The organism is Proteiniphilum acetatigenes DSM 18083, from assembly GCF_000380985.1.
Taxonomy (GTDB): Bacteria; Bacteroidota; Bacteroidia; order Bacteroidales; family Dysgonomonadaceae; genus Proteiniphilum; species Proteiniphilum acetatigenes.
In genome coordinates this window covers 1-12,895 of the sequence record NZ_KB905703.1, presented here as the reverse complement: position 1 = coordinate 12,895, position 12,895 = coordinate 1, and the positions used below count along the sequence as shown (strand labels likewise).

Here is a 12,895-nt window from a genome sequence, read left to right as displayed (position 1 = left end):
TTTTAAATAACAACTATACAATGAGAACGATTTTTATTTCTTTCATTATGTTACTCACAACGTTCGGTTTATTGGCTCATGGCGGCGGCAATTATGAACATTCCGACTTTTTTAGTTCGCTGCAGGCCGGTGACAAAGCGGCCATCCTGATGGTGCATTTCGGTACGACACACGACGACACGCGTGCATTGACAATCGATGTGCTGAACGACCGGGTAAAACAACAGTTTCCGGATCTTGAAGTACGTGAAGCATATACTTCGCGTATTGTGATAAAGCGTCTGGGTGACAGAGGAATCGCAAAACAGGATCCACTCGAAGCGCTTCAACAACTCAAATCGGAAGGATATACCCATATCCTTATTCAGTCCTCCACCATTATTGATGGTAAAGAGATGGAATCGCTCGAGAGAAATGCGGATGAAGTAAGAGATGAATTTAAGGAGATCCGTATTGGGAATCCCCTGCTTTTCGACCCCCACGATTATAAAGCGGTCATTGCGGCAATTACCAAAGAAACCGATAAAAATCTCGGCTATGTTTTGGTAGGACACGGCACATACGATTCCACCACGGCACAGTACGCCATGCTCGATTATATGCTGAAAGCGAAAGGTCATCAGAATTTCTTCGTAGGAACCATCGAAGGTTATCCCGAATATGATGATATGCTCGCTCAGTTGCAACAGTCAGGGTTGAAAAATGTCGTACTGGTTCCATTTATGTTTGTAGCAGGCGAACATGCCAAAAACGATATCGAGGGCGACTGGAAAGAAAAACTCGAAAAGACAGGCTATACCGTCGACGTAAAAATGCAGGGACTCGGGCAAAATGTTGCCATACAGGATCTTTTTATCGACCATCTTACTTTCAAAACCCTTCACCGTAAGCTGGATATTCTGGAAAAGAAAGCGAAGTACCGTCAAACGGGAGAAAAAGAGGAATAAAAAAGCAACTTTACAATATAAATAAAATCATGTTGAAAGGAAAGATCATTGTTGCCGGCATAGGCCCTGGAGGCAAAGAAGATATTACACCTGCAGTGCTTGATGCGATTGCCGTATCTGATGTCATTGTGGGATATAAATACTATTTCCGGTTTGTTGAAAATATCATCAAACCCGGGACGGTCTGTATAGATACAGGCATGAAAAAAGAACGCGAGCGGGCTTTACAGGCTTTTGAATATGCGGAACAGGGTAAAACGGTTTGTGTGATCAGCTCCGGTGATGCAGGGATCTACGGCATGGCCCCGCTCGTCTATGAGATGAAAACAGAGCGGAACAGCGATGTGGAAGTGGAAGTCCTGCCCGGTATCAGCGCATTTCAGAAAGCAGCCGCCTTGTTGGGTTGTCCGGTAGGGCATGATTTCTGTGTGATTTCTCTTTCCGACCTGATGACACCCTGGGAGAAGATCGAGAAACGAATTGAAGCAGCTGCATCCGCCGACTTTGTTACGGCGGTCTACAATCCCAGGAGCAAGGGAAGATATTGGCAACTGTACCGTTTGCAGGAGATCTTTTTGCAATACTGTTCGCCCGAGACACCGGTAGGTTATGTCCGCCAGGCGGGACGTGAAGAACAGCAAACCAAAGTCACCACACTGGAAAAATTTGATCCCGAAGAGGTGGATATGTTTACGGTGGTGATCATCGGTAACTCCCAATCCTACTTTTCTGCAGACAACACCTTTATCACTCCCCGGGGTTACTATCGTGAAGATATCGACAACGGCGCCAAGAATATAGGACAGGATATCATGATCCGCAGTTTCCGGACGATCGACAGTGAACTGAAAAACCGGGATATTGCGTTGGACAAGAAATGGGCATTGCTGCATGCGATCCATACGACAGCCGACTTCGATATGGAGAATATCCTCTATACCGACGGAGGCGCCGTAGAAAAGCTGCATAAGCAATGCAGGGACGGGCGGATCAGGCATATTATCTCGGATGTAACCATGGTCGTTTCCGGCATCCGCAAAGGAGCTTTGGAGCGGCTGGGAATAGAGCCCAAATGCTATTTGTATGATCCGCGCGTAGCGGCATTGGCGGAAGAGAAAGGGATTACCCGGACGCAAGCCGGTATCCGCCTGGCGGTGGCGGAACATCCCGAGGCGTTGTTCGTCTTCGGAAATGCACCCACTGCGCTTATCGAACTGTGCGAATTGATCCGGAAAGGGACTGCTGAACCCGCGGGCATTATTGCCGCACCGGTAGGCTTTGTCAATGTACGGGAATCGAAACATATGACCAAGCCGTTCAGGCATATCCCCAAGCTGATCGTGGAGGGACGTAAGGGCGGAAGCAATCTTGCTGCCACCCTTGTGAATTCTATCCTCACGCTCGATGATGCAGCGCAACTAAAGCCGGGAAGGGATATGTAGAATGTAGGCGAGTTATGGGTCCCCACAAAATATCTAAAGAGCTTCTTTTTAGTTGCTTACGTTAGGCAAAAAGAATAAACAAATGAATGTGTAAACCGAAATGAACTTCTTTATCATAGGTATAGACGATAACCGTGAACAGTTCTTTACACCCGAAGTACGGCAGGTGATACAATCGCACGCTGTCTTTTCGGGTGGGGCGCGGCATTACGAGATCGTAAAGTCCTATCTGCCAGGGAAGCATGTGTGGATTCCCATTACCGTGCCTCTTTCGGATGTCTTCCTGCAATATCGTATACACGAAGCCGTGGTGATTTTCGCATCGGGTGATCCGCTATTCTATGGTTTTGCCAATACGGTGCTGCGGGAAATGCCGGAAGCAAAAGTGAAGGTTTTCCCATTCTTCCACTCTTTGCAATTATTAGCACACCGGCTCCTGATGCCCTATCACGATATGCATATCGTGTCACTTACGGGACGTCCGTGGGACAAATTGGATGAAGCGCTGATACGGGGTTACGAAAAGATCGGGGTGCTGACCGATAATAAGGAGCACACGCCCGCTACTATTGCCGCGCGGATGCTGGAGTATGGTTATGGCAACTATACCATATCGGTGGGCGAACTGCTTGGTAACGAAGAAAAAGAGAAAGTATCGGACTGGAGATTGGAGGAGGTGATTGGTAAAATATTCGCATATCCTAATAATCTCATCTTACGGCGTACATATGTACGTCCGCGCCAGTTCGGCATTCCGGAATCCGATTTTCATTTGCTTGACGGAAGAGCCAGGATGATTACCAAAATGCCTATCCGGTTACTGTCGCTCAGTATGCTTGATTTGCATGATCGCCACGTTTTCTGGGACATCGGTTTCTGTACCGGTTCAGTATCGGTGGAGGCAAAGCTGCAATTTCCACACCTGCGTATTGTGGCATTCGAACAACGCACTGAGGGGGAACAGTTGATGCACGATAACGCAAGAAAATTCGGTACACCCGGTATCGAGACGGTCATTGGCGATTTCGCACAAATCGATACTACTCCCTACCCCAGCCCCGACGCAGTTTTCATTGGCGGACACGGAGGAAAGATGGATGAGATCATAGAAAAAATCAGCGAGCTTTTGGTCGATGACGGAGTGATCGTCTTCAACTCTGTATCGGAAGAGAGCCGCCGGCTATTTCTGAATGCCATCACCAAATATAACCTTCAATTGAGGCAAACGATCCGTATCCAAACGGATGATTTCAACTCGATTGATGTGATGAAAGCAACCAAATAGCTGAAAGCGCTAATATTCAAAATCATAAGACTATTGAAACAGAATAGAAAAATAGAAAGATGAATAACTCCAGCATACAATCTGAAACAGACAAACCTGAACAGGCAACACTTGCCGTTATACTGGTTTCGGAAACCGCTATCGGGATCGCTCGTTTGATCCAACACGAGCTACCCGAAACGGTTATCTATACAAAGTCCCCTATAGAAGGGTGCGTACAGATATCATCCTTTTCAAAAGGAGTAAAACAATTGTTCCCGACAGTCGATGTACTGGTCTTTATCGGGGCAATGGGCATTTGTGTGCGTAGCATTGCACCCTGTATAAAGAATAAACATACCGATCCGGCGGTCATTAATATCGACAGTACCGGAAAATACGTTATTTCCGTTTTATCGGGACATGTAGGTGGCGCCAACATTTTCAGCGAACGGTTGGCACGCATTATAGGCGGCGAAGAGGTCATCACCACGCAAAGTGACAACACCGGATTGTGGGCTCTGGACACACTGGGAGAACAGTTTGGATGGACAACACATACTACTGCCCGAAACTTCAATCATCCACTTACGACCTTCGTCAATAAAAGACCAACGGCATTATTGCTCGATATAAAAGATGCCGGTTGTGATTATTTGGAGCGCACCAAACCCGGGCATACTGATATTTTCTATTCCATTGAAAATATTGCCTGGGAAAAATATGAATTATTGATCGCCGTCACTCCATTCTTATATCCCCATTCTCCTGTTCCCGTGATTTATTTTCACCCGAGAGTATTGCAGTTGGGCGTCGGTTGTCGTAAGTTGTGCAGTCCTGCCGGGATAGGTGAATATATTGATCGTTTTCTGTCGGAGAAACATGTGGCGAAAGAAGCAATCGCAGGCATTTCCTCTATCGAATTAAAAAAGGATGAACCACTGTTGTACGATCTTTCCCAACGTTACAACGTACCTTTACAGATCTACACCGCATCCGAGTTAGAAGGCATAGACGTACCCAATCCATCTGATAAAGTGGCTAGTGTGACATCCGTGCCAGGTGTGTCGGAAGCTTCGGCGCTGAAAGCCTCTGAAATGGGACTGTTAATCCTGGAGAAACAGAAAGGGCTATTAAGCGAAGGTAATGACTTCACATTCTCTTTGGCAATCAACAGGAACGCGTTACGCCACGGACATATCGAAATCGTGGGAGCCGGGCCAGGAGATCCCGAATTGGTTTCGTTGAAAGGAAAATATTTTCTGGAAGCCGCCGATTTGATTCTCTATGCAGGCAGCCTAGTTCCGGAGGAACTGACACACTATGCAAAAAAAGGAGCGACAGTACGCAGCTCGGCCCCGATGAGCCTCGAAGAGCAATTCGCTATAATGAAAGAATTTTACGACCAGGGTAAACTTATTGTGCGCCTACACACGGGTGATCCCTGCATTTACGGCGCTATACAGGAGCAAATGGCCCTGTTCGATGCACACGGCATGTCGTATCACATTACACCCGGTATTTCGTCGTTTCAGGCAGCGGCAGCAGCATTACGGTCACAATTTACCATTCCCGGGAAAGTACAAACCATTATCCTTACGCGTGGTGAAGGGCGTACCCCCATGCCGGAGAAGGAGAAGTTGCGCCTGCTTGCCCGCTCGCAAAGTACAATGTGTATTTTCCTGAGCGCAGCCATAGCCGAAGATGTGCAAAGGGAGTTGCTGGAACATTATCCTCCTTTCACACCTGTAGCAGCCTGTTACAAACTCACATGGAAAGATGAGCGGATCTATCGCGGAGAGTTAAAAGACCTGGCAAAGATTATCCGCGATAATGACCTCACGCTAACGACAATGATCGTGGTAGGTGAAGCCATTGATAACCGCCACGGGCTTTCACGGCTGTATGCTGACGAGTTTAAACATCTGTTCAGGAGTTAGTGGGAATGTGGAAGGTGGGACAGTGGGAAGGAAGACTGGGGAGACGAGGAGTGTGGAGAAATGAAAGAATAAGGTAACGACCGGTCTTGAATAGTCACTGTAGGAATTTAGAAACTGTTTTATATCAATGACAGAAAAAATGGAAATAAAAAAACAATTACCTGTTTGTGTCTCTCTTGGTCCTGGCGATGCCGGACTGGTTACACTGAAAGCACTAAAGACATTGCAGGAGGTCTCTATAATTTATTGTCCGGCCACGCAATCGGACGGGAAACCTCTGTCACGGGCAAAAGATATCCTGGATGAGATCAGTATTGATACACAAAAAATAAGGATCTTTTTAGTGCCGATGAGCAAAGACCGCACTCTTGCGGAGAAAGTATATAGTGATATTGCCATTGAAATTGCGGGATGTTATCAGACAGGGCGGTCAGTGGCATTTGTCGCGGAAGGCGATTCAGGCTTCTACTCTTCCGTCCATTATATTTCCGACAAACTGGAAGAAATGGATATTGACGTACAACATATTGCCGGCGTTCCCGCCTTCATTGCATGCGGTGCATTGGCTGGTATTCATGTAGTAAAGCAGGATGAACGATTGTCGGTTTTTCCTTCCGGCACGTCGACTGAAGAGATCGTGATGGAAGTGGAAGCCGGAAAGTCAGTCGTATTAATGAAACTCTCACAACAGAAAGATACCATAAAAAAAACTGTTGAGGCCCTTTCCGAAGCACAATTCCATTATTTTGAAAACGTGGGAATTGCCCAAAAAGAGTTTTATACAAACGATCGGAATGAAATCACACAACGTTTATTTCCCTATTTCTCCCTACTTATTATAAAAAAGATTGAGAGAGAGATTGAGAGAGATTGAAAATAAAACAAAGATAATAATCATATGAAGCAAATAACTTCTATCCTATTTGTTTGTCTTTTAATTCTTACCGGATGTAAAGGCAATGCGCAAAAAGAAAAAAATAGTGCGGAAAATATAGATACATCCCAAGGTACCGAAATACATATCAGATATGCAAAGGGATTTAAAGTGACAGATTTTGGTACACACCGCCTTGTCGATGTGCGGGACCCATTGGATGAAAGCACGTTGACCTATCACTATGCATTGGTAGCCCGGGGTACCAAGCCCGAAGGGATTCCCGATCATTACACTGTTATTGAAACACCTGTGGAACGTGTGATATGTATGACGGCACTGCAAATGTCGAACTTCATTAAGTTGGAGCAGACCGATAAAATTGCCGGAATCAATAGCACACGTTTCCTGTTCAATGAAAAGATCAAACAGCAACTCAAAGAGAACAGGACAAGCCGTATCGGCATCGAAGGAAATTTCGATAACGAGGTAATCCTATCTATCAATCCGGATATTATTCTTGTATCGCCTTTCAAAAAAGGGGGATATGATGCCATCAGAAACCTGGGCTTCCCTTTGGTCACCTTTCTTGGATACAAAGAGAGTTCCCCACTGGGACAGGCAGAATGGATAAAGTTTACGGCCATGCTTTTGGGGATAGAAGAGCAGGCAAACCGTCAGTTCGATAAAATTGAAAAGCGTTATAACGAACTCAAGAGCCTGGCAGCCACGGCATCACCCCGTCCCAAAGTATTGAGTGGCGAAATGCATGGCGGAAACTGGTATGTTGTGGGAGGGAAAAGCTATCTGGCACATCTTTTTGAAGATGCGGGGGGCGACTATTTTATGCAGAACGACAACGAGTCGGGTGGATTTTATGTTGATTTCGAAAGCGTCTATTCACAAGGCGCGAATGCCGATTTCTGGCGGATCGTGAATAGTTTTGACGGAGAGTTCACTTATCAGGCACTGGAACAGACTGATCCGCGTTATGCCGATTTCAAAGCATTTAAAGAAAAGCAAGTCGTTTATTGCAGCCTGCGTAACAAACCGTTCTACGAAAACACCCCCGTAGAGCCTGAAGTGGTACTGGCCGACCTTATCAAGGCCTTGCATCCGGAATTGCTGCCGGATCATACGCCGGTCTATTATGAAGTCTTGAAATAATTCTTTAAATGAATCGTAATACGTTATTTTTCACCTTCATATTTATTGCCATCATTGTTCTGGTGATGCTCAACCTGGCGTTGGGCACCATTTCTATCCCGCTTGCCGATATATGGAATATTCTGTTGGGAAAAAATGATGAGTCGCAGATCATTTGGCAGAATATTGTCTGGAAATCGCGCTTCCCACAGACTATTACGGCATTGGTGGCCGGTATGGGATTATCTATCAGCGGCTTACAGATGCAGACGGTCTTCCGCAATCCATTGGCAGGTCCGTCGGAATTGGGCATCAGTTCCGGAGCAAGCCTGGGGGTCGCTACTATTATATTGCTTTCCGGGAGTATCAGCGGCAGGGCGTTGAGCCGTATGGGACTTATGGGAGAAGTAGCCATTACGGTAAGCGCCATCATTGGTGCTATGGCTGTGATGGCTATTATACTTGCCATCTCGCAACGGGTACGCGGCAATGTGGTTTTGTTGATTATGGGGGTGATGATCGGCTATATTGCCACAGCAATCATCGGTGTACTGAAATTTTTCAGTAACGATGAAGATGTACGGGCTTATGTGATCTGGGGATTGGGCAGTTTCTCTAAAGTTTCGGGGAATCAGGTGCACACATTCGTCATTGTGATGGCAATATTGATCCCCTTATCTTTCCTGCTCATTAAAACGCTCAACCTGATGCTGCTGGGTGATAATTACGCCCGCAACCTCGGACTGAACGTCAAACGTGCACGATTTACAGTAATCGCCTGTTCCTGTGTACTTACGGCGGTAGTTACGGCCTATTGCGGCCCTATCGTATTTCTCGGGTTGGCTGTTCCGCATCTTTGCCGTACGCTTTTCAGCACCTCCAACCATATTGTACTTGTTCCCGCCGTCACGCTTACAGGAGCTGCATTGGCACTCTTCTGCAATCTGGTGGCACGCATGCCGGGATTCGAAGGGGCGTTACCCATCAACTCGGTCACTGCACTGATTGGAGCACCCATTGTTATTTCGGTGTTGTTTGGAAAACGAAAAAATGAGGTAAACTGATGAAGACCAAAAGTATTGAACTCCGTGATCTTGCCATTGGCTACAAAAACCGCCAATCAGTAAAAGTAGTGGCTCAACACATCGATGCACAGATTTTTGGCAGCGAGTTGACCTGCCTGCTGGGAGCCAATGGTATAGGAAAATCCACCTTATTACGTACTCTTTCGGCATTCCAACCCAAACTGTCGGGAGAGGTTTTCATTCACGGACAGGAAATCGGAGCCTATTCCGAAAAAGCGCTTGCGATGCTTATAAGCGTAGTATTGACTGAAAGGCTCGACATTAAAAATATGAGCGTACATGAGCTTGTCGCACTTGGCAGAAGCCCTTACACCGGTTTTTGGGGCAAACTTACTCCGAAAGATCATAAGGAAGTAGATAAAGCAATTTCTCTTGTAAAGATAACACATCTCACCCATCGGATGGTGCATACGCTTAGTGACGGCGAACGTCAAAAAGCGATGATTGCCAAAGCGCTGGCACAGAATACGCCGGTCATTTTCCTGGACGAACCCACTGCCTTCCTCGATTTCCCCAGCAAAGTGGAGATGATGCAGTTACTGCACCGTCTTTCACGGGAAACGCAGAAAACCATTTTCCTTTCCACACACGATCTCGAACTGGCACTGCAAATCGCCGATAAAATATGGTTGATGGACGATCGCGCCCGGATCCATGTCGGTACGCCCGAAGACCTCTCTCTTAACGGCGATTTGAGTAACTTCTTTGCCCGTAAAGGTATCCTTTTCGACAAGGACACGGGATTGTTCCGGGTGGAAAATGATTTCGACCGGCAAATACGACTCGTCGGACACGGACAACGCTATTCCATGATCCGTAAAGCATTGCTGCGTAACCGTATTCTTGCTGAACGCAATGCCCCGTCATACGACACTATCGAAATAGTGGAGAACCGAATCCTCCTCTCAATCGAAAATCAGCCTAAGATATGGGTTGACAGTATCGAGGAACTATTGGAGAAGATGAAGAACTACTATTAATTCAAAGAGCCAATGGTAAATGCAGATATTAAACAGCCCATGCAGCCTGCTATCCTCATTATCGGCGGCACGACCGAAGGAAGGATTGCTGTGGAGGTATGCGACGAAGCGGGTAAACCCTATTTTTATTCTACCAAAAACGCCTCCCAACAAATAGATTGTGTACATGGTAAGCGTATTTCAGGCGGATTGGACGAAGAGTCGATGCCCGGTTTCTGCCTTCGCCACAACATCCGCCTTATCGTGGATGCAGCCCATCCGTTTGCCGAAAATGTGCATAAGAACATTGGGATAACGGCGCAAAAGTTACAAATCCCTGTGATCCGATTCGAACGGAGTTTCCTACCCCACAATCCGCTCCTGCACTGGTTCGATGACTATCATTCGGCTATCCGCTTTCTGGAAGAAAAGAATATCCATAATCTGCTTGCTCTCACGGGAGTGAATACCATTCCCAAACTGAAATCCTATTGGCTAAATTACAGATGCATCTTTCGTATTATGAAGCGGGATGAGTCGTTGGCGGTTGTCGAAAAAAACGGGTTCCCGCACGAAAATATCCTGTTCTATGAGGATGAACGTGACGAGTCAGCACTTTTCCAGCGCCTGTCCCCCGGAGCAATCATTACAAAAGAGAGCGGTGAATCGGGTGGCTTTACCGGGAAAATCGATACGGCACTGGCGCTCAGTATTCCTGTGCTCGTTATTCGCAGGCCCCCACTACCCTACTCCGCTCATGCAACGATCTATGGCAAACATGGTTTGCGCAAGCAGATTGAAACATTGTCACCCGGTTTTTTCGACCTGAAAACCGGATATACCTCGGGAAGTTGTGCCACGGCCGCTGCCAAAGCGGCACTCACCGCATTGCTGTCGGGTATTCCGGTAGAAGATATCACCATTTCACTCCCAAACGACGAGCCGGTCACTATCAATATCGTCCGTACAGTTTTCGAGCCGAATGGCAGCGTGACCTGCACTGTATTAAAAGATGCGGGTGATGACCCCGATATGACCAACGGAGCGGAAATATGTGCCAATATCGCTATTAATTCAACACACGGCGGAATACGTTTTTTACAAGGTATAGGCGTGGGAAAAGTAACACTCCCGGGACTGGGACTGGAAATTGGCGGTCCGGCCATCAACGCCACACCCCGTAAAATGATAGAGCGTGAAACGCAGGAAACACTCGAAAAGTTGTCGGACGATCTCCATACCGGCATTGATATTACCATTTCAGTTCCCCACGGTGAAGAGATCGCCAAAAGGACCTTTAATCCGAAATTGGGAATTGTGGGTGGTATATCCATCATTGGCACATCGGGTATCGTAAAACCCTATTCGAGTGAGGCATTTGTCAACTCCATTCACCGTGAAGCGAAAGTTGCCAAAGCGTTGGGGGTGAAACATCTTATTATTAACTCGGGAGCAAAGAGTGAGAGACACCTGAAATCTCTGTATCCCGATGCATTGCCACAGGCATTCGTGCAATATGGTAATTTTATCGGTGAAACATTACAAATAGCGGCAGAGGAAAATTTTGAAGAAGTGACACTCGGCATTATGATCGGCAAGGCTGTAAAACTCGCGGAAGGAGTGCTGGATACCCACAGTAAAAGATCCGTAATGAACAGGAGTTTTATTCAATCCGTAGCGAGGGAAGCCGGCTGTACCGGAGCCACTATTGAAAAAATCGAAGAGATAATGCTTGCCCGTGCACTATGGCAGATTATTCCGGCGTCGGAGAAAATCTTCTTTCAAGCTTTGCTCCATCATTGCCGGAAAGTTTGTGAACCTCTGTTACCCAATGCCAAATTAACAATATTGCTGATGGATGAAGAGGGACGCGTTTGGAAATAATGCGATTTTCATCTACTTTTGCTTTTATTCATTTATTCAAGTTTCATCAGTTGCATATATTTCGACGGATCAACATACGGAAGTCCAATCATTTATAAAAACAACAAAAGATGATCAGACCTTATATTTTAGCGGAATCGAACTGGAAATCGGTCAAGGATGCCGGTTTTGACCTGGCGGTATTGCCGTGGGGTGCTACCGAGGCACACAACTACCATTTACCTTACGCCACGGACAATATTCTGGCGGAAAACATCGCAGCCGAAGCAGCCCGGATTGCATGGGAAAAAGGCGCAAGACCGGTCGTACTGCCCAATATACCTTTCGGAGTAAATACCGGACAGTTGGATATCCGGCTCGATATGAATATTTATCCGAGTACACAGTTGATCATCCTGAATGACATTGTGGAAAATCTCAACCGGCATGGTATTAAAAAGTTAGTTATTCTCAACAGTCACGGAGGCAATGATTTCAGGATTATGGCGCGTGAACTGGGGGCGAAATATCCGGAGATGTTTATTTGCGTATGCAATTGGTTTCAATGGAAAGGGAGAGACGATTTCTTTGAACACAAAGGTGATCATGCCGATGAGATGGAGACCAGCCTGTTGTTGCACCTCAGGCCGGAATTAGTACTCTCATTGGACGAGGCAGGCGAAGGAAAAGAGAAAAAACATAAGATCGAAGCCTTAAGACAAGGTTGGTTCTGGGCAGAACGACGTTGGTCGCAAGTGACGGAAGATACCGGTATTGGCGATCCTAAAGCGTCGACTGCAGACAAAGGGAAACGATTTTTTAAAACAATTACCGAGAAAGTTGCTGCCGTATTATTGGAGTTGGCCCAAAATGATATCAATAACATGTACGAATGAATATCTGAAAATTATTGGTCGAAGGTTTGTCATTCAATTATAAAACAGTTTATGAGCAATATTGAAGTCTAATTTTTTTATATTTACTAAATCCCGACTTTGACAGCTGTATTTTTAGATATCAAGGCCTGGAGTTGCTGTAATGGCGATTTTGGGCCTTTTAAATTTCCCTACTTTGTGGTACACAATACTTCGGTAAATATTCAATTAACTAATTAAAATTCAATGATTTACATAACATAGTTTAACATAAAAAAGATGGTTAAGCAGCTGATTATCAGTATCTTTATAGCTGATCAAAGTCTATTAAAGATGGATAAAACCAGCATACTTAACCAATATAGAGGTATCTGCGGTGATGTTCTAATTGAACTAACCACGAAGTTAAACAAAAGTTTCAAATCATTCCTTATGGAGACGTTTATTTTGTATCTGGTCATTCCCGGCAGGATTAATTTCCTACAATTAGGGAGATATGG

The 12,895-nt window shown here is 45.9% G+C and carries 10 protein-coding genes and 1 pseudogene; all 11 read left to right on the top strand.

Annotation, left to right across the window (positions count from 1 at the left end; genetic code table 11):
- The first annotated feature begins 20 nt into the window (after positions 1–20).
- Positions 21–947 (top strand): sirohydrochlorin cobaltochelatase, encoded by a 927-nt coding sequence (locus F597_RS0115360; RefSeq protein ID WP_019540647.1) that lies wholly within the window; start codon positions 21–23, stop codon positions 945–947.
- A 29-nt stretch (positions 948–976) separates the two neighbouring features.
- A complete protein-coding gene (gene cobJ / locus F597_RS0115355; RefSeq protein WP_019540646.1) occupies positions 977–2,389 on the top strand; it encodes a precorrin-3B C(17)-methyltransferase in 1,413 nt (470 codons plus the stop codon).
- A gap of 100 nt (positions 2,390–2,489) precedes the next feature.
- Positions 2,490–3,674 carry a precorrin-6y C5,15-methyltransferase (decarboxylating) subunit CbiE gene (gene cbiE / locus F597_RS0115350; protein WP_019540645.1) on the top strand — a complete coding sequence of 395 codons (1,185 nt, stop codon included), beginning with the start codon at positions 2,490–2,492 and terminating at the stop codon, positions 3,672–3,674.
- Between the two features lie 59 nt (positions 3,675–3,733).
- On the top strand, positions 3,734–5,593 hold the full coding sequence (gene cobM, locus F597_RS0115345; RefSeq protein ID WP_019540644.1) for a precorrin-4 C(11)-methyltransferase: 1,860 nt from the start codon (positions 3,734–3,736) through the stop codon (positions 5,591–5,593).
- Between the two features lie 139 nt (positions 5,594–5,732).
- Entirely contained in the window at positions 5,733–6,467 is a 735-nt protein-coding gene (gene cobI / locus F597_RS0115340) for a precorrin-2 C(20)-methyltransferase (protein ID WP_019540643.1), read from the top strand.
- A gap of 24 nt (positions 6,468–6,491) precedes the next feature.
- Positions 6,492–7,634, top strand: coding sequence for an ABC transporter substrate-binding protein (locus F597_RS0115335; RefSeq protein ID WP_019540642.1), 1,143 nt, complete (start codon positions 6,492–6,494; stop codon positions 7,632–7,634).
- 8 nt (positions 7,635–7,642) lie between these two features.
- Positions 7,643–8,677, top strand: a complete 1,035-nt coding sequence (locus F597_RS0115330) for an iron ABC transporter permease (protein ID WP_019540641.1) — start codon at positions 7,643–7,645, stop codon at positions 8,675–8,677.
- Positions 8,677–9,678 (top strand): ABC transporter ATP-binding protein, encoded by a 1,002-nt coding sequence (locus tag F597_RS0115325; protein ID WP_019540640.1) that lies wholly within the window; start codon positions 8,677–8,679, stop codon positions 9,676–9,678. Before F597_RS0115330 ends, F597_RS0115325 begins: the two co-directional genes overlap by 1 nt.
- 12 nt (positions 9,679–9,690) lie before the next feature.
- Positions 9,691–11,541: a cobalt-precorrin-5B (C(1))-methyltransferase CbiD gene (gene cbiD / locus F597_RS0115320; protein ID WP_019540639.1), complete on the top strand. Its 1,851-nt coding sequence runs from the start codon at positions 9,691–9,693 to the stop codon at positions 11,539–11,541.
- Between the two features lie 110 nt (positions 11,542–11,651).
- A complete protein-coding gene (locus F597_RS0115315; protein WP_019540638.1) occupies positions 11,652–12,416 on the top strand; it encodes a creatininase family protein in 765 nt (254 codons plus the stop codon).
- Positions 12,417–12,674: 258 nt separating this feature from the next.
- Positions 12,675–12,895: pseudogene (locus F597_RS22720) on the top strand (hypothetical protein); the annotation flags it as partial.